The organism is Streptomyces sp. NBC_00207, from assembly GCF_045160965.1.
Lineage (GTDB): Bacteria > Actinomycetota > Actinomycetes > Streptomycetales > Streptomycetaceae > Streptomyces.
On record NZ_CP130715.1, the window covers coordinates 8,022,857 to 8,040,727 of the forward strand.

The window sequence follows — 17,871 nt, forward strand, 5'->3', positions numbered from 1 at the left end:
CCATGGCCACGACCCCGGCCACCGCAGCGGTGCCGGTACGCGCGCCCGGCGGGCTCACCGACCTCGAGGCGGAACGCCGACTGGCCGAGCACGGCCGCAATGAGATCCCGCCCGCCCCGGCGACACCCTGGTACACCAGGGTGCTGGCCCAGCTGCGCGATCCTCTGATCATGGTGTTGCTGGGCGCGGTGGTGCTCACGATCGCGATCGGCGACCACGCCGACGCGGTGGTGATCGCCGTGGTGATCGTCGTCAACACGACCGTGGGCGTCGTGCAGGAGATCCGCGCCGACCGCGCCGTGGCCGCTCTCTCCGCGATGTCGGCACCGAACGCACGGGTCCTGCGGGACGGAGCTCCGCGCGAGGTCCAGGCCGCCGTCGTGGTGCCCGGCGATGTCCTGCTCCTCGCCGAGGGTGACATCGTGGCGGCCGACGCCGATGTCACCGAGGCGTCCGCCCTCATGATCGACGAATCCATGCTCACGGGGGAATCCGTCCCCGTGGACAAGGCGCACGATTCGACGGTGGGCGCGGGGACTGTGGTCGTGCGAGGCCGTGGGGTGGCGACGGTGAGGGCCACCGGCCCGGACAGCGCGCTCGGCCGGATCGCCGCCCTTCTCGACACCGAGAGGGAGCCGACACCCCTGCAACACCGCCTCGCCTCACTGGGGCGCATCCTGGCGGTCGTCACCTTGGCACTGTGCCTGCTGGTCTTCGCCCTCGGGCTCGTACAGGGCCTGCCGCTCGGGATCATGGCGGTGACGGCCATCAGCCTCGCCGTAGCAGCGGTACCGGAATCCCTGCCCGCCGTCGTGACTCTGGCCCTCGCGCTGGGAGCGCGGCGCATGGCTGCCCGGCACGCTCTGATCCGCCGGCTCCCCGCCGTGGAGACCCTCGGCTCCGTCACGGTCCTCGCGACCGACAAGACCGGCACCCTCACCGAAGGCCGCATGGTCGTCCAGCACGTGTGGACGCCACGGGTTGCGGCCGACTTCTTCGGAGTGGGGTACGAACCGCAGGGAGACGTCCTGGTCGAGGGCAGGCAGCCGACGGCGGGCGAGCTCGGACCCGTGCAGGACCTGCTGGCCGCCGCGTCGCTCTGCAACGACGCCTCCCTGCGGCCGCCCCAGGGAACGCCGCCGGACGAGGGCCGGTGGACCGCGGTCGGCGACCCCATGGAAGCCGCCCTCCTGTCGGCCGCCGTCAAGGCAGGGTGCGGTGAGCCGGAGCTTCTCAGGCGCACCCACCCCAGGTCGTGGGAGGTGCCGTTCGACAGCGGACGCAAGCGCATGACGACAGTCCACCGTCTGCCGTCCGGTGGTGCTCTCGTGTGCCTGAAGGGTGCCCCGGAGGTGGTGCTGGACGCGGCCGTTCTCGCGGACCGCACGGACCTCGTGGCCGGCGCCCGACAGCAGGCGGCGAGCCTGGCCTCGCACGGATACCGGGTGCTCGCAGTGGCGTCCGCCGAACACGCCGGGCCGCCGGACACCGCGGAGACGGCCGAGGCGGGACTGAGGCTCCTGGGCCTGGTCGCCATCAGCGATCCGCCCAAGCCCGCGGCAGCGGCCACTCTCGCCGCCTGCCACGAGGCCGGCATCACCCCGGTTCTGATCACCGGAGACCACCCGGCGACGGCTCGCGCGATCGCCGCCCGGGTGGGCCTGGTCGGCAGCGACACCGATGAAAAGGCCGTGGTCAACGGCCCCGATCTGGCGGCCGGCCGGGTCGCCGACCTCACTGCCGCACGCGTCTTCGCCCGGACCGACCCGCAGCAGAAGCTGGACATCGTCGATGCCTGGCGGGACCGGGGAGCCGTCACCGCAATGACCGGCGACGGCGTCAACGACGGCCCCGCCCTGCGCCGCGCCGACATCGGGGTGGCCATGGGGCAGCAGGGCACAGAGGTCGCCCGCCAGGCGGCCGACCTCGTACTGACCGACGACGACCTCTCGACCGTGGTTGCGGCCGTGGAGGAGGGCCGGCGGGTCTACGACAACATCCGCCGCTTCCTGGTCTACGGCCTGGCCGGCGGTGCCGCCGAGATCCTCGTCATGCTGATCGGCCCCCTCCTGGGCCTTCCGCTGCCGCTCCGGGCGGGCCAGATCCTGTGGATCAACCTCCTGACCCACGGCCTGACCGGGGTGGCCATGGGAGCCGAACCGGTGGCCCCGGAGGCGATGCACAGGCCCCCGAGGCCACCCGGTCAGCACATCCTCGGCGCGGGCGCCTGGCAGCGCCTCGTGGTGCTCGCCACGGTCGTCACAGGCGCCTGCCTCACCGCCGGAACAGTTTCACGGTCCTGGGGCCTTGCCTGGCAGAGCGTCCTCTTCCTTTCCCTGCTCGCTGCTCAGCTCGGCGTCGTGCTGGGCCTGCGAACCCGTTTGCTGACCCGGGAGAACCTCTTCCTGCCCCTGTCCGTCCTCGCCTCCGCCCTGCTCGGGGCGGCAGCGCTCTACCTTCCCCCGCTGCAGTCGGTTCTGGAAACCGAACCCCTTGGATGGCCGGGCATTGCCCTGGCATCAGCCGCCCTCACCAGTGGCTTCGCGGCGGCCCGACTCACACGGCACGCATTCCGAAGGAGCTGATGATCATGGAGACGCACCCGTCCGAGCATGGACCCCACGCTCGCCTCGGCGACGAGATAGTCGTGGGAGGGCCGACGGTGGGCAAAGCGGGGCGCGACGGCGAAGTCGTCGGTCTGCGCCACGACGACGGCACCCCGCCATACGACGTCCGCTGGTCGGACACCGGCAGGACGACCCTCTTCTTCCCGGGACCGGACGCGCACGTTCGGCATCTCGGCGCGGACGACTCCGGCTGATGCCTTCAGCCTGAGCGGGAAGGTGGGGGCGGGGCTACGGTGAAGACGCAGGCCGGACATTCCCCGGGGCGCCGCTGGAGGTACGCATGGGCGGGGACGAGCAGAGTCCCGTGCGTCCGGGGCTTCCGCGGCTCCGGCTGGACGAACTGCTCGAGGAGCTCCAGGTCCGAATCGACGAGGTGCGCGGCACCCGGGACCGGCTCAACGGGCTCCTCGAGGCCGTGATGTCCGTCGGCCGGGAGCTCGATCTGCCACAGGTACTGAGGGGCATCGTGGAAGCCGCTGTCGTCCTGGTGGACGCGGAGTACGGAGCCCTGGGCGTCATCGGTGACGACCAGAAGCTCGCCCAGTTCCTTCCCGTCGGCATCAGCGACGACCTCCGGGCCGAGATCGGCGACCTGCCCTCCGGCCACGGCATTCTCGGCCAGCTCATCCGGCACCCCGAGCCGCTCCGGCTCTCGGAATTGTCCGGTCACCCCGCCTCCTACGGCTTCCCTGCCCACCACCCCCCGATGCACTCCTTCCTCGGCGTCCCCATCCGGGTCCGCGAGGACGTGTTCGGCAACCTTTACATGACCGAGAAGCGCGGCGGCATCGATTTCGACGAGGAGGATGAGGCGGTCCTGTCCACACTGGCGGTGGCAGCCGGCATCGCGATCGATAACGCCCGCCTCTTCGAAGAGGTACGCCTCAGGGAGCGCTGGCTGGCCGCCAGCTCCGACTTCACCAGTGCTCTGCTCTCCGGCTCGGCCGAGACGGAGGTGCTGGAGGGGATGCTGGAGCGGGCCCGAGACATCACGGGCGCCGACACCGGTGTCTTCTACATCGTGGGCCAGAGCGGGGAGCTGCGCGGCTCGCTGGCCCTGGGGGAGGGAGCCGAGGCACATCGCGGCATCGTGCTGCCCAGCAGCGAAGGTACCCTGGCCGCCGCTGCCCTCGGCGAGCAGGACGGGCTGATCACCGTGGCCGACGTCGGGGCCGACGACCGGATCACCGTGCAGCCGGAACGGTGGAAGGGCTTCGGTCCCGCCGTCGCCGTCACGTTCGGCACCAAGGAGAAGCTGAGCGGCGTTCTCATCCTGGCCCGCAGGCGCGGCAGCCCGGCGTTCGCCCGAACCGAGATCGCCGCCCTGCCCGGCTTCGCCGGCCAGGCCGCCGTGGCCCTGGAGCTCGCCGACCGGCGCCGGGACGCCGAGCAGATGACCATGTTGGAGGATCACGACCGCATTGCCCGTGACCTGCATGATCTCGCCATTCAGCGCCTCTTCGCCACAGGCATGACCCTGCAAAGCGCCCAGCGCTTCGTCGAGCATCCCGAGGCTTCGGAACGGCTCGCCCGGGCGATCGACGACCTGGATGCCACCATCAAGATCATTCGGTCGACCATCTTCGGACTCCGTGAACACGAGGTATCCGGGGTGCCGCCGAAGCTGCGGCTCCGCGCCGTTCAAGCCGTGGAGGAGGCTGCCAAGGTGCTCGGCTTCGCCCCGGCACTGCGGATGGAGGGCCTCATCGACACCGACGTACCCACCGGGACCGCGGACGAGGCACTCGCCGTGATCGGAGAGGCGCTCACCAACGTCGCCCGGCACGCCAAGGCATGCCGGGCAGAAGTTTCCCTCTCGGCCGTCGAGGGCGTACTGACTGTGCAGGTCACCGACGACGGAGTGGGAATGGCGCAGGGAGGTCGTCGCAGCGGGCTTCGAAATCTCACGGAACGGGCCGAACGCCTGGGCGGTGAACTCTCCGTTTCGGCGCACGGGCCCACCGGGCAGGGCACGAAACTGGAATGGCGGGTCCCACTGGACGCCGGAGGCCACTTCCCTTCCCCCGGGTGAGGGCTCCCCGCAGTCACTCAGCTGCGGCCCCTGCCGCGCTCCGGCTGGTGTTCATGGACCTGCGTGGCGATGACGGCGGCCTGCACCCGGCGCTCCACGCCCAGCTTGCCCAGGAGCCTTGAGATGTGGTTCTTGACCGTCTTCTCGGACAGGTACAGCCGCTTGGCGATCTGCGCGTTGGTGAGGCCTTCGCCGATCAGTTCGAGTACGGCACGCTCCCGCTCGGAGAGAGCGGCCAGCCGATCGTCATCCGGGGCCTTGACGGTCTGCGGGTCCCGTAGGGAGTGCATGAGGCGGGCGGTCGTCGCCGGGTCCAGCATCGACTGTCCCGTCGCCACCGTCCGTACGGCCGAGACGAGGTCGGACCCCTTGATCTGCTTCAGGACGTAGCCGGCCGCACCGGCCATGATCGCGTCGAGCAGCGCGTCCTCGTCATCGAATGATGTCAGCATCAAGCAGGCGAGATCCGGCATGCGCGAGCGCAGCTCGCGGCACACGGTGATCCCGTCCCCGTCGGGCAGCCGGACGTCGAGCACGGCGACGTCGGGGCGCAGCGCCGGTCCGCGGGCCAGCGCCTGCTCGGCGGTGGAGGCCTCACCGACGACCTCGATGTCCGGCTCCGCGTCCAGCAGGTCGTGCAGGCCGCGGCGTACCACCTCGTGGTCGTCCAGGAGGAAGACCCGGACGGGCACCTCGTCAGAGGCCGGCGGTGCGTCGGACATGTACGCCCCTGTAGTCGATCCGCTCTGCGTATGTCTCATACGGATTGTCTCAGTGGAGCGGGGGGATACGCCCTGGGCGCGCCCCTGGCTTTGTTCAGTCCGTGGGGAGGATGCTCCGGTCGAGCGGGTACCCGGCCATTCCCCGCTGGTCGTCGTAGACATGCCACTCGGCGGACGACGGCACGTACGAAGCGCTGCACATCCCCGCAGGCAGACTGCCTCGCGCTCGCCGGGCGCTGCTCATGCTCGCGTACATCGGCCCTGCGTCAGATCAGCCGCTGCTCAGCATGCGGGGACACGGGTCCGGACCTCCAGGGCATTGGTGGGCTGCACGGGGCAGACGCCGTACCACTCTTCGGCGATCATTTCGCGCATGCGTCACTCGGAGACGCCCAGCGTCGAGACGATGTTCGGGATGAGCGACGGGGGCGGAGGAGTGGGGCTTGCCCACCAGGTCGTTCCGTGAACAAAGCCACGCCCCAGGGGCCGGGGCACCATGAGGCATCAGGAGGCTCCGGTGGGCTGCCCTTCCAATTCCATCCGCACATCCACCACGCCTTCCACGGCATGGACCGCGCGAGCCATCAGCGGCACAAGGGCGCGGTCACGGAGCGATCCGCGCAAGGTGACGACGCCCTCCTTCACCGACGCCTGCAGCTGTGCCGGGGGAGCGAACCCGGCGAGAACCGCCTCGCGGATCTCCTCGCCGATCTCCTCGTCGGGTCGAAGGAACACCTTCAGCAGGTCGCTCCGGCTGACGACGCCCTCCAGCATCCCCACGCCGTTCACCACGGGGAGGCGTTTCACGTGCTTGCGCGCCATGATCCGGGCAGCCTCGGCGAGCGTGGCGTCGGGGTGCACGGTCACGGCCGGGCTCGACATCAGTTCCTCGGCCAGCACACCCCCGGCCTTGGAAGCCTCTTCCAGCTGATCAGGAAGCAGGGGGTCGTCCCGCCGGAACTCCTCCTTCGCCAGCAGGTCCGCCTCGGAGACCACTCCGACGACGCGCCCCTCGCCCTCCAGGACGGGAACGGCGCTGACCTTCCACTGGTCCATCAGCTCGACGATCTCCTTGTACGAAGCCTCGCGGCCGATGGCCACAGCCGTATGGGTCATGACATCGCTGACGGTGTACCGGGACGCGGGCATGACGCCCTCCTCACTGCAGGTGGTTCGGGTGCACGACACCGGCCGTCAGAGATAGCTGCCACTGCCGTGCGGGGCATAGAGGTCGAGCAGCCGGACACGGGCGGCGTGCAGCCGGTGCGCGAGCACCTGCGCGACCCAGTGGCCCATCGCGGAGCCGAAAGCAGGGTCGGTATCCATCATCGTGCGCACCGTGGCGGCGTCGAATTCGTAGGTGCGCACCGGCGTCGTGGCGACCGCGCCCAGTCTCCAGGCGCTGGGGTGCAGCATCCACGAGCACCCCACGAGTTCGCCGGGTCCCAGGCTTTCGATCACCGCCGGCTGTCGGCCGGGCACATGCACGTCCAGGGCGACAATGCCCGTTCGGACGATCCAGAACCTGTCCGCCCGGCCACCTTCGTTGAAGAGACGGGCGCCCTCGGGGAAATTGACCTCCTGGGCGACGCCCATCAGCCGGGAACGGTGCTGAGCCGGCAGCGCGCCGGCGATCTTCGTAGGGGGAGTGGTCCTCATGGCGGCCTCCGGTCGATTCCGATTCAAGTCTGAGCGGCACCGCGGGTGGCGGGGATGGGCCGACCGGCCCCCGGTTCCGCAGGACAGGGGACCATTCGGCCCTGGTACGGCGTGAGGGACGGAAAAGAGGCTGGTTGAAGCCGAAGCCGACAAGACGGGGCCGGAGCGGAGGGCCGTGGGATGGATCACGAAACCGCCAGGAGACCGGACCATCGCCCTGTCCCGAATCCAGTGCGGTCCACGCAGCAGCTGGACCGCGCCGAGGCGCTGCGGCTCCTGGGTACCGTCTCGCTCGGCCGCATCGTCTTCACCCACCAGGCGCTTCCGGCCATCCGGCCGACGAGTCACGTCGTCGCCGGGGAGGACGTGCTCGTTCGGCTGGACGAAGGCGCTTCACGCGCGTCGCTGGTGGCGACGCCCGGCGAACCCGGCATCGTCCTCGCCTACGAAGCCGACGCGATCGACCCCGAAACGCATCTCGGCTGGAGCGTCGTGGTGGTCGGCTACACCGAGCTCATCGCGGACCGCGACGAAGCCGAACGGCTAGCGGCGCTGCCCGACCCGTGGAGGGACCAGCCGTCGGCCGGCGTCCTGCGTATCCGGTCCGAACTCGTCACAGGGTTCCGCCTGGGGCCGTGACCATGGTCGATTCCAGCCCGCCGGTGAGGGCCCGGCCCTGCTTCTGACATCGGGGGACGGCGTGGGCTGCGATCAGCTACCACGGAGGTGCGCGAACCTGGGCGAAACGCGGTGGAAGAGGGGTTCCGGATGGATTGGCTGGTGACGGTCACGGGCGCCGCCCTGGTTCTGCTGATCCTTCGGGACGTGTTCCACACGCTGTGGCACCCGACGCGTCACGGCGGGCTGAGCCGCCTGGTCATGACCACACTGTGGCGGCTGTCCTTCGTCCTGGGCACACGTCGCACCACAGCCGGCCTGGCCGGCCCGCTTGCCATGGTGTCGGTCGTCGCCCTGTGGGCCCTCACCGTGGCGGTGGGGTGGGCGCTGATCTACTGGCCTCACATGCCCGACGCGTTCGTGTACGCGGGCGGGTTGCGGCCCGACGACCATGCGGGCCTGCTGGACGCGACGTACGTCTCGCTGGTCACGCTCTCCACGCTCGGTCTCGGCGACGTCGCACCTGCCGAGGGCTGGCTGCGCCTCCTCGCACCCCTGGAGGCGCTGGTCGGGTTCGCCTTGCTGACCGCGACGGTCTCCTGGATCCTCGGCATCTATCCGGCTCTGGCCCGCCGCAGGGCTCTTGCGTTGCGACTCTCCCACCTCTCCCGTACCCATCCCTCGAAGGAACAGATCGACTCCCCGGCCGGGGCGGCCATGCTGGACAGCCTGGCCACAGCACTGTCCGTGGCAGCGGTCGACCTCCTCCAGTACGCGGAGTCCTACTACTTCCACGACGGCGACGACCGGACCTCCCTGGCCCTCCAGATCGGCTACGCCCTCGACATTGCCGATGAGGCTTCGGAAGCCGGGCACAGGGATGTCCGGCTCGCCTCCACGGTGTTGCGTTCCGCCCTGGAAGACCTCGCGAGCATCCTGGACGAGCGCTTCCTGCACACCCAGGGCCCGCCCCGGCAGGCTCTCGAAGCGTTCGCGCGCGACCACGGACGACAGACGGACACCGGTGACCGCGCCTTGCCGTGAGTCTCCCGGCGTGGACGGCGATGTGCTCGTGGTGCAGACGCCAAGAACAGGACGTGCGGGCCTCATCCGGTGACGATCCGATCGGTCACTTCCTTCACGCCGTCGATCTTGCGGACTGCCGCGAGCATCCCGGCCACGTCGGTCGCGCCCGCTGAACCGGTGAGCGTGACGTTCCCCGCGTGCACCGAGACCTGGACGGTGTCCGCGGCTTCCGGCACTGTGGAGCGGACCACTTCCTCGATCTCGGCGCGCAACCCGTCATCACCGACCAGGGCCTCGAGCAGAGCGTGCCGGAGGACCGTTCCCACCAGGTGTCCCTCGCGGTCGACGACAGGGAGACGCTTGAGACGGGACAGGCATGCCAGCCAGGCCGCTTCGGCCACCGTCGCGCCTGGTTGCACGGTGATGGCCGGAGTGGTCATGAGCCGCTCCGCCGTCTCCTCGTGGATTTCGCCGCTCAGCGGGACTTCGCGATACCGGGCCAGGGACCCGGGCATCGGGCCCGTGCCCTGCACGGCGGCCCTCACGAGGAGGTCGGCTTCCGAGACCACGCCGATCACCTGCTCCTGAGGGTCCAGGACGGGCAGCGACCCGGTGTGCTCCCGGGACAGCGCACGGGCCACTTCGGTGAAGGGCGTGGTGCCCCGCACTGATGGGGCTGCGGTATCCATGATGTCGCGCACCAACAGAACGCCAACCGGGATCTCGGCCGAGGGCTCCGGGTGCACGTCCGCGCCGGCCGGGGGACCCGTCGGCACGGACCGTGCCTGCCGCCCTCTCGCTGCCGCCTCGGCCATGGCTCCCACGTAGCGCAGGAGCGAATCCCGGCTTTGTGCCTCATCGGGCCGCCAGGCGTGCGTCGGCGCGATTCGGCGGGCCTCGCTGCCGGCGGAGGACTTCTCTTGTTCTTTCATCTTGCGCTCCCGGCTTCGCGTGTCGGGGAGGCCACGGGCGGAGTGCCAGGACACAACCCAGCCCAACCGCTTTCCACGATCCGGTCCCCCCTGCACGGAGGGCCAGTGCCGAACGGTCCCCTTCCGCGTCTGGTAGTCCCATGATCGGCCTCAGAGCCTCGGGGCCCGTCCCCCACTCGGTACCGCGCCCTACGCCGTTTGCCCCGTGGCACAGGACCTCGTTCCGCTGGCAGGGCAGGCTGTGCCTGGAGAGGCCCGAAGAGGAAGCGGGTACCTATGAAGCCGCTCGCCGGTACGGCGGTCATCGGGATCGGAAACGAGTTCCGGCGCGATGACGGGGTGGGGTGGGCCACCATCACGTTGTTGCGCGCACGGAGACCACAGCGACCTCTCCCCTCCGGCACGGAGCTCGCCCAGTGCGACGGAGACCCCGGCCGGCTGATCAGCCTCTGGGAAGGCAAGGCCCTCACCCTCGTCGTCGATGCCTGCTTCCCACCTGCGGCGCAGCCCGGGCGAACACACCGGTGGTGTGTGGCTCCCGGCGAGATGCCGCACCCGGCTGCCGCAGGCAGGCAGAGCACCCACGGGCTGGGGCTCGCCGAGGCCCTGTGCCTCGCCGACCGCGTCGGGCGCGGCCCCGGCCGTCTCATCGTGTACGCGGTCGAGGGCGCGGACCGTTCGCTGGGCACTGGGCTCACACCGGCGGTGGCGGCCGCCCTGCCGCTTCTGGCCCTGCGTATCGAGGCGGACGTCCGCCTCCACGGCGAGCGGACTCGCCGGACCGGGTTCGGACCCCGGAGCCCGGAGGTCTGACATGCTGCCGAATCCAGGCACGTGGAGACCGAGAGGTGCACCATGACCGACGCTTCGGATGCCGGAGCCGTCCTCGACCACCAGGCCGAGGCGGTCCTCGACCGCGCCGGTCTGGACGCGCTCGTGCGTGTCCTGAAGCGGCGCGGCCGCACGGTGATCGGCCCGACCGTGCGCGACGGCGCGATCGTCCTCGACGAGCTGGACACCGCAGACGCACTCCCGTACGGGTGGGGGGTCGAACTGGAAGCGGGGCGGTACCGGCTCCGCCGCCGCGAGGACGGGGCGGCCTTCGCGCACAGCGCGGGACCCCAGTCATGGAAGTCGTTCCTCCATCCGGAGCGTGTCCGTCAGTGGTCCGCGGACCGCGGCCCGGACGGTGCTGCGGTCATCCGGGAGGAGGAGCAGGAGAGCGTTTCGTACGCGTTCCTCGGTGTGCGGCCCTGCGATCTGCGGGCCATTCAGATCCTGGACCGGGTGATGAGCGGCGGCAGGTACCGGGATCCCACCTACCTCTCCCGGCGCACGGGCGCCTTCCTGATCGCGGCCGAGTGCACCGAGCCGGGTGCCACCTGCTTCTGCGTCTCGATGGGGAGCGGGCCGGCCGCCGACGCCGGGTACGACCTCGCCCTCACCGAGGTCGTGGACGATGCCGGCCACCGCTTCCTGTGCCGGAGCGGGAGCGAGGAGGGAGCCGCGGTCCTCGCGGAACTGCCGGGGCGGAGCCCCGACGGCTCCACCCGAGCAGCTGCGGCCCAGGCCGTGAGCGCCGCCGCCGAACGCATGGGCCGCTCCATGCCGCCGGTGGACCTGCGCACGCTGATGAGGGACAGCCTGGAAGCGGAGCGCTGGGACGACGTCACCGCTCGGTGCCTCAGCTGCGGCAACTGCACCATGGTCTGCCCCACCTGCTTCTGCACCACCACCGAGGACGTCACCGACCTGACCGGCGATCACGCCGAGCGCTGGCGTCTCTGGGACTCCTGCTACGACCTGGACTTCTCCCTCCTCCACGGCGGTCCGGTCCGGTCCACCCCGCGCAGCCGATACCGCCAGTGGCTCACCCACAAGCTGGGCACCTGGCACGACCAGTTCGACAGCTCCGGCTGTGTCGGATGCGGCCGGTGCATCGTGTGGTGTCCCACGGGCATCGACCTCACCGAGGAAGCCCACGCCCTGCACCAGGAGGCCACGCAGCGGGAGAACACGCCGTGACCCCGCATCCGGGTGAGCCACCCGGTGAGAGTGTGCTCGCGGCTCTGACGGCGGAGCAGCGCGGGAAGCTGATGACCCTCGCCCGGGACATCGCCCTTCCGGCCGGCACGCGGATCTTCGAAGAAGGGGAGAAAGCCGACCGCTTCTGGATCATCCGCTCGGGCACGGTCGCGCTCGACATCCACATGCCCGGTCGGGGGAGACAGGTCGTCGAGACCATCGGTGCGGGCAGCCTGCTCGGCTGGTCATGGCTGTGCCCGCCCCGGCAGTGGCACCTCGCGGCCGAGACACGGGACCCCGTCCACGCCTGGGAATTCGATGCCGCCGCCGTCCATGACCTGTGCGCCGAGGACACGGCGCTGGGGCTGTCACTGGTCACCGCCGTCGCCGAGACCATCGGCGACCGGCTGCGAGCCACCCGCACCCGGTTGCTCGACCTCTACGGACCGCCGGGACCGCCGGGACCGCCGGGACCGCCGGGGAGCGGAGCAGCAGCATGACACCCGCACCGCTTTCCTATCGCGTGGTGGACCGGCGCGACGAGACGCACGACACGGTCACGCTCGTACTGGAGCCTGGCGGGGACGCCCTGGACCCCTTCGCACCCGGCCAGTTCGCGATGCTCTACGCATTCGGTGTCGGCGAGATTCCGGTGTCCGTGTCCCGGCTCGGAGACGGGCACCGGCTGACGCACACGGTCCGCGCCGTGGGGGCCGTCTCCCGCGCATTGTGCGGCCTGCGGACCGGCGGGTGGGTCGGCGTGCGCGGCCCCTTCGGTACCGCCTGGGACGCGGCTGCCGCTCATGGCAGCGACCTGCTCGTCATCGCCGGCGGCATCGGGCTCGCCCCGCTGCGTCCCCTCGTCGACACCGTTCTGGCCGAGCCCCGCGCGTTCGGGCGGCTGAACGTCCTCGCGGGTGCGCGGACCCCCGCCGATCTGCTCTACACAGACGAGTTCCCCGCCTGGGCGAAGCCGTTCGGCGCTGTCACGGTCGACCGGCCATCCGGCGGCTGGACCGGCCGGGTCGGAGTCGTCACCACGCTGCTCCGCGAGGCCCGGTTCACACCGTCGGGCACGGTCGCCTTCGTCTGCGGCCCCGAGGTGATGATGCGCGCGACCGCACGGGCGCTGATTCATCAAGGGGTACGTCCCGACCGCATCCGGGTCTCCCTCGAACGCAACATGCGCTGCGCCACCGGCCACTGCGGACACTGCCAGCTCGGGCCACTCCTTCTCTGCCGCGATGGCCCGGTCGTCGGCTACGACCAGGCCGAGCCCCTGCTCACCATCCGGGAACTGTGAGATGAGCACCCCCACCACACCCCAGCCTCCGGAACCTCAGGCCCGCCCCCGCCTCGGTGTGTTCAAGTTCGCCTCATGCGACGGCTGTCAGCTCACCCTCCTCGACTGCGAGGACGAACTGCTCGGCATCGCCGCCGAACTGGAGATCGCCCACTTCCTGGAAGCGTCCAGCGAACCAGCGCCCGGCCCGTACGACCTCGTCCTCGTCGAAGGCTCGGTCAGCACACCCGAGCATGTGGAGCGCATCCGGCGCATCCGCGCAGATGCCCGCCACCTCGTCACCATCGGCGCCTGCGCCACGGCCGGCGGCGTGCAGGCACTGCGGAACTACGCGGATGTCGAAGGGTACCTGGCGACCGTCTACGCCCGTCCCGAATACATCGAGACCCTCGCGACGTCCACGCCGGTCTCCGCCCACGTACCCGTCGATTTCGAACTGCGCGGCTGTCCCATCGACCGGGGTCAGCTCGTCGAGGTCATCACCGCATTCCTTGCCGGGCGAAAACCCGCCATCCCCAACCACAGCGTCTGCTTCTCCTGCAAGCGGCGCGGCAACGTCTGTGTCACCGTCGCTCACGGCACGCCCTGCCTGGGCCCCGTCACCCACGCGGGCTGCGGGGCCCTGTGCCCGACCTACGGGCGCGGCTGCTACGGCTGCTTCGGGCCGGCCGGAACCACGAACCTTCCCGCGCTGGTCCCCCTCATGCAGCGGGACGGGATGAGCGAGGAGGACATCGGCAGGTACCTGCACACCTTCAACGTGACCGCCTTCACCGCCGTGGAGGAGCAAGAGCAGCCCGGCACGACCGACGCGGAAGGCCTCGGATGAGCGATCCCACGCCCCGGTCCCAGGAGCTCCGCATCCCCTCACTCGCCCGTGTCGAGGGCGAGACCGCGCTGCACCTCAGGATCCACGACGGCACCGTCATCGAGGCGCGGCTCAAGATCTACGAGCCACCGCGGTTCTTCGAAGCCTTCCTCCGGGGCAGGGCGCACACGGAGCCACCCGACCTCACCTCCCGCATCTGCGGGATCTGTCCCGTCGCCTACCAGATGAGTGCCTGCCGTGCCATCGAGGACGCGTGCGGCGTCGTCGTCGACGGACAACTGGCCGCCCTGCGCCGCCTGCTGTACTGCGGCGAATGGATCGAGAGCCAGACGCTGCACATCCACATGCTGCACGCACCGGACTTCCTCGGCGAAGACGACGTGATCGGTCTGTCCCGCTCGCATCTGGAGCACGTCCAGCGCGGACTGCGTTTGAAGCAGGCCGGCAACGCCGTGGTCGAACTGCTCGGGGGCCGGGCCATCCACCCCGTCAACGTCCGGCTCGGAGGATTCCACCGCGTCCCGACCCGCGCCGAACTCCGCCCCCTGGAAGAACGGCTGCGCACGGCCCTCGACGACGCCTGGGACACGGTGCGCTGGGTCGCCGGCTTCGAATTCCCGGACGCCGAGTGCGAGGCCGATCTGCTCGCCCTCGCCGAGGAAGGCACCTACGCCATCGAGTCCGGCGTCCCCACCGTGCTCCCGTACGGCGGGACGCCCCCGCCGCACGGCTTTCCCCTGCGGGACTTCACCGATCACGTGGCCGAGGAGCAGGTGTCCCACTCCACGGCCCTCCACTCCCGGCTGGACGGCCGGAGGCATCTCACCGGCGCCCTCGCCCGCTGGGCGGTCAGCGGCCACCTGCTGTCCCCGCTGGCCCTGCAAGCGGCACGGGAGGCCGGGCTGGGCGATCCTCCGTCGCGCGCAGGCGCCGGGCGGGGAGAGGTCTGCAGGAACCCGTACCGAAGCATCCTCGTCCGTGCGGTGGAAGTCCTGTACGCGGTGGAAGAGGCCTTGCGGATCATCGCGGAGTACGAGCGTCCCGTCCGCCCGTACACAGAGGTGCCGGCCCGGGCCTGCACCGGGCACGGTGCCACGGAGGCGCCACGCGGCCTGCTCTACCACCGCTACGCGCTCGACGGCAGGGGCCGTGTCACCGACGCCTGCATCGTTCCGCCGACCGCCCAGAACCAGGGCGCCATCGAGGAGGACCTGCGCCGGCTGGTCCAAGCCGGGCTCGATCGGGGTGAGCGCTCCGAGGCCGAGCTCACCCGGCTGTGCGAGCGGGCCGTCCGCAACCACGACCCGTGCATCTCCTGTTCGGCCCACTTCCTGGAACTCGACATCGAGCGCAGCCACTGATCACGCCCAGGCGTGACCGGTTGCTCCGCGCGGACCTGTGACCGGTCCGCAAGGAGGCTTCGAGTGCTGCTCGGATGACATGCGGCCGTGTGCTCGGCGCGTTGGCACAGATGCTTCGTCGAGTACCGCTTACGGTCGCTGCACGGCTACCGGCACGAGCGCGGAGACGACAGGCTCCGGCCCGGCCGGACGGACACCTCACCGTCATTCCAGTCATCTACCAGACGGAGCAGTCGGCATGGAGCCAGTCGTCACCGTGGGCCTGGACGGCTCACCCGAGAGCCTTGCCGCCGCCCGTTGGGCCGCTGACGAAGCCGCCCGCCGCAAACTCACGCTGCGGCTGCTGCACGCGTGGCCCCTCCTGGCGCCGGAACCGACCCACGTTCCCGCCGAGCTGGATCAGAACTACTGGGCGAAGCGGATCGTGCACAACGCGAAGGCCGAGCTCCAGGCGCGCCACCCGGGCCTCGCCATCGTCGGCAACCTGGTCGCAGACGATGCCCAAGAGGCACTGCTGAAGGCGGCAGCGGAGTCCGAGATGACCGTGCTCGGCTCGCGGGGGATCGAGCCCGTCGAGAGCTTTTTCCTGGGCGACGTCAGCATGCCCGTCGTGGCACGGGCCGAGAGGCCGGTGGTCCTGGTACGCGCCGGGACGCGCGAAGAGGGGACGCCGGCCGCTCCAGGCGTCGCAGGCGGCGTCGTGGTGGCACTGAAACTGCAGGGTCCGTGCGACGACCTGCTCGCATTCTCCTTCGCCGCCGCCGCGGCACGGGGCGTTCCCCTGCAAGCCGTCCACGGCCGAAGCATGCCCCTCCACGCTCACGCTCCCTGGGGCGTGGACCACGACGTGACCGAGAAGATCAGGCAGGACGCTCTGAAGCTCCTGAATGACGCTCTCCGCCCCTGGCGCGAGAAGTTCCCGAACGTGGAGGTAACTCCCGGTATCGGTCTTGAAAGTCCTACCAAGGTCGTGGTCCGGACCGCCGAGGGTGCGGGACTGCTGGTTGTCGGCCGACGAAGGCACCGCCCCGTCCTCGCTCCCCCCTTGGGTTCCGTGGCCACCGCCGCCATCCATCACGCACGCTGCCCCGTCGCCGTCATTCCCCATGACTGAGCCGGGCCAACCCGAGCAGTCGATGGGCTCGGCGCACCGGGCCGACGCGTCCGTGCTCCGGAGCGGCGCCGGCCCCGATGTTCCACTACTCCCGCGGGCAGAGGTGCGCGAGACGCACACGGCCGTGCTGTTCTTCGTCGGTGAGCGCGCCTACAAGGTCAAGAAGCCGGTCGACCTGGGGTTCCTCGACTACACGACCACGGCCGCCCGGCGGACCGCGTGCGAACAGGAAGTCGCTCTCAACCGTCGCTTCGCCCCTGACGTCTACCTGGGGCTGGGAGAATTCCGCAGCCCGGATGCGGACACGCCCGAACCGCTCGTGGTGATGCGCCGCATGCCGGCGGAACGACGTCTGTCCCTGCTCGTGAGCCAAGGCGCCGACATCGACGACGCTCTGCGGACCGTTGCACGCCTCCTCGCCTCCCGTCACGCGGACGCGCCCCGCGGCCCGGACATCGACGAGCAGGGCAGGCGGGACGCGCTGTCCGCACGCTGGGAAGCGAGCTTCACACAGGTCGGGGAACTGACCGACGACGTCCAGCTGCTCGACGGGGTGGAGGAGATCGAGCGCTTGGTGCGGCGCTATCTCGCCGGCCGCGAGGAACTGTTCGACGCGCGTATCGAGCAGGGGCGGGTGGTCGACGGTCACGGCGACCTGCTCGCCCAGGACATCTTCTGTCTCGACGACGGTCCGCGCGTCCTGGACTGCCTGGAGTTCGACGACCGCCTTCGCTCCGTCGACGGTCTCGACGACGCGGCGTTCCTCGCCATGGACCTGGAGCAGACGGGTGCCCCGGAGGCCGCAGCGTTCTTCCTGGCCCAGTACGGCGAGTATTCCGGCGACCCCGCACCGCCGTCCCTGTGGCACCACTACGTCGCCTACCGCGCGTTCGTCCGTGCCAAGGTGTCCCTGATCCAGGCAGCTCAAGGCGCCCGCGGCGCAGAGGCGGCAGCGCGGCGACTGGTCACCACGACGCTGCGCCACCTGCGCACTTCCGCTGTCGGCCTGACCCTCGTCGGCGGCCTCCCGGGCAGCGGAAAGTCCACGCTCTCCGGCGCACTGGCCGATCGCCTTGGCGTCACGCTGCTCAGCAGCGACCGCCTTCGCAAGGAGTTGGCAGGCATGCCGGCGGAGGAATCCGCGGCCGCCGGCTTCGGCGAAGGGCTGTACACGCCCGAGTGGACCGCGAGGACGTACGCGGCGCTGCTCGACCGGGCGTCCACCCTGCTGTCACTGGGCGAGTCCGTCGTCCTCGACGCCACCTGGTCCGATGCCGGGCAGCGTGAAGCCGCCCTGCGCATGGCCGAACGCACCAGTGCCGACCTGGTGGCCCTGCACTGCCAGGCTCCGGGAGAGGTGTCGGCAGCGCGCCTGACCACCCGCGCCCCCGGAGCATCCGACGCCACCCCTGAGGTGGCCACGGCCATGGCAGCCGCGGAGCCGCCGTGGGAGGAAGCCGTCCCCATCGACACCGGCGGCCCTTTGGAGGCCGCTGTCATCCAGGCGATGGCAGCTGTGCGCCCCTACGGATCGGGCCAGGCCCCGGTCTTCCGCCGTCCTTACATGGAACCGGACTGAGCGAGTGGCGAGCCGCGTGCTGGGCCCCGCTCGCCGCCGGACCG

At 70.6% G+C, this 17,871-nt stretch carries 17 protein-coding genes; 13 read left to right on the forward strand and 4 right to left on the reverse strand.

From position 1 onward, the window contains the following. The first annotated feature begins 2 nt into the window (after window positions 1-2). From OG472_RS37145 to OG472_RS37155, 3 genes are all read left to right on the forward strand, one after another. Window positions 3-2,585 (forward strand): cation-translocating P-type ATPase, encoded by a 2,583-nt coding sequence (locus OG472_RS37145; RefSeq protein WP_405942583.1) that lies wholly within the window; start codon window positions 3-5, stop codon window positions 2,583-2,585. Window positions 2,586-2,590: 5 nt separating this feature from the next. After that, complete coding sequence (locus OG472_RS37150) at window positions 2,591-2,821, forward strand: DUF1918 domain-containing protein (protein WP_405833389.1); 231 nt, start codon at window positions 2,591-2,593, stop codon at window positions 2,819-2,821. Window positions 2,822-2,907: 86 nt separating this feature from the next. Continuing rightward, window positions 2,908-4,659 carry a GAF domain-containing protein gene (locus OG472_RS37155; RefSeq protein ID WP_405942584.1) on the forward strand — a complete coding sequence of 584 codons (1,752 nt, stop codon included), beginning with the start codon at window positions 2,908-2,910 and terminating at the stop codon, window positions 4,657-4,659. Between the two features lie 17 nt (window positions 4,660-4,676). Here the strand turns inward: OG472_RS37155 and OG472_RS37160 are convergent, their stop codons facing one another. From OG472_RS37160 to OG472_RS37170, 3 genes are all read right to left on the reverse strand, one after another. Then, a complete protein-coding gene (locus OG472_RS37160) occupies window positions 4,677-5,381 on the reverse strand; it encodes a response regulator (protein WP_405833392.1) in 705 nt (234 codons plus the stop codon). Between the two features lie 504 nt (window positions 5,382-5,885). Continuing rightward, on the reverse strand, window positions 5,886-6,530 hold the full coding sequence (locus tag OG472_RS37165; RefSeq protein WP_405833394.1) for a CBS domain-containing protein: 645 nt from the start codon (window positions 6,528-6,530) through the stop codon (window positions 5,886-5,888). Between the two features lie 45 nt (window positions 6,531-6,575). Continuing rightward, window positions 6,576-7,040 carry a Crp/Fnr family transcriptional regulator gene (locus OG472_RS37170; RefSeq protein WP_405833396.1) on the reverse strand — a complete coding sequence of 155 codons (465 nt, stop codon included), beginning with the start codon at window positions 7,038-7,040 and terminating at the stop codon, window positions 6,576-6,578. A gap of 231 nt (window positions 7,041-7,271) precedes the next feature. Between OG472_RS37170 and OG472_RS37175 the strand changes: the two genes are divergently transcribed. Both OG472_RS37175 and OG472_RS37180 read left to right on the forward strand, forming a co-directional pair. Then, window positions 7,272-7,679, forward strand: a complete 408-nt coding sequence (locus OG472_RS37175) for a pyridoxamine 5'-phosphate oxidase family protein (RefSeq protein ID WP_405833398.1) — start codon at window positions 7,272-7,274, stop codon at window positions 7,677-7,679. Between the two features lie 129 nt (window positions 7,680-7,808). After that, window positions 7,809-8,702 carry a potassium channel family protein gene (locus OG472_RS37180; protein ID WP_405833400.1) on the forward strand — a complete coding sequence of 298 codons (894 nt, stop codon included), beginning with the start codon at window positions 7,809-7,811 and terminating at the stop codon, window positions 8,700-8,702. A 62-nt stretch (window positions 8,703-8,764) separates the two neighbouring features. Here OG472_RS37180 and OG472_RS37185 read toward each other — a convergent pair whose 3' ends face one another. Continuing rightward, window positions 8,765-9,670 carry a CBS domain-containing protein gene (locus tag OG472_RS37185; RefSeq protein ID WP_405833402.1) on the reverse strand — a complete coding sequence of 302 codons (906 nt, stop codon included), beginning with the start codon at window positions 9,668-9,670 and terminating at the stop codon, window positions 8,765-8,767. A 222-nt stretch (window positions 9,671-9,892) separates the two neighbouring features. Here OG472_RS37185 and OG472_RS37190 point away from each other — a divergent pair, with 222 nt between their 5' ends. From OG472_RS37190 to OG472_RS37225, 8 genes are all read left to right on the forward strand, one after another. Beyond that, the gene (locus OG472_RS37190) at window positions 9,893-10,429 is read left to right on the forward strand and encodes a hydrogenase maturation protease (protein ID WP_405833404.1); all 537 of its coding nucleotides are present in this window, start codon (window positions 9,893-9,895) and stop codon (window positions 10,427-10,429) included. 42 nt (window positions 10,430-10,471) lie between these two features. After that, on the forward strand, window positions 10,472-11,641 hold the full coding sequence (locus OG472_RS37195) for a 4Fe-4S dicluster domain-containing protein (RefSeq protein ID WP_405833406.1): 1,170 nt from the start codon (window positions 10,472-10,474) through the stop codon (window positions 11,639-11,641). Beyond that, on the forward strand, window positions 11,638-12,141 hold the full coding sequence (locus tag OG472_RS37200) for a cyclic nucleotide-binding domain-containing protein (RefSeq protein ID WP_405833408.1): 504 nt from the start codon (window positions 11,638-11,640) through the stop codon (window positions 12,139-12,141). The genes OG472_RS37195 and OG472_RS37200 overlap by 4 nt, the downstream gene beginning before the upstream one ends. Beyond that, window positions 12,138-12,944 (forward strand): FAD/NAD(P)-binding protein, encoded by an 807-nt coding sequence (locus OG472_RS37205; RefSeq protein ID WP_405833410.1) that lies wholly within the window; start codon window positions 12,138-12,140, stop codon window positions 12,942-12,944. Before OG472_RS37200 ends, OG472_RS37205 begins: the two co-directional genes overlap by 4 nt. A 1-nt stretch (window position 12,945) precedes the next feature. Next, window positions 12,946-13,773 carry an oxidoreductase gene (locus tag OG472_RS37210; RefSeq protein WP_405833411.1) on the forward strand — a complete coding sequence of 276 codons (828 nt, stop codon included), beginning with the start codon at window positions 12,946-12,948 and terminating at the stop codon, window positions 13,771-13,773. After that, the gene (locus OG472_RS37215; RefSeq protein ID WP_405942585.1) at window positions 13,770-15,134 is read left to right on the forward strand and encodes a Ni/Fe hydrogenase subunit alpha; all 1,365 of its coding nucleotides are present in this window, start codon (window positions 13,770-13,772) and stop codon (window positions 15,132-15,134) included. Before OG472_RS37210 ends, OG472_RS37215 begins: the two co-directional genes overlap by 4 nt. A 238-nt stretch (window positions 15,135-15,372) precedes the next feature. Beyond that, a complete protein-coding gene (locus tag OG472_RS37220) occupies window positions 15,373-16,248 on the forward strand; it encodes a universal stress protein (RefSeq protein ID WP_405833415.1) in 876 nt (291 codons plus the stop codon). Window positions 16,249-16,351: 103 nt separating this feature from the next. Continuing rightward, entirely contained in the window at window positions 16,352-17,827 is a 1,476-nt protein-coding gene (locus tag OG472_RS37225) for an AAA family ATPase (protein ID WP_405835003.1), read from the forward strand. Window positions 17,828-17,871 lie beyond the last annotated feature (44 nt).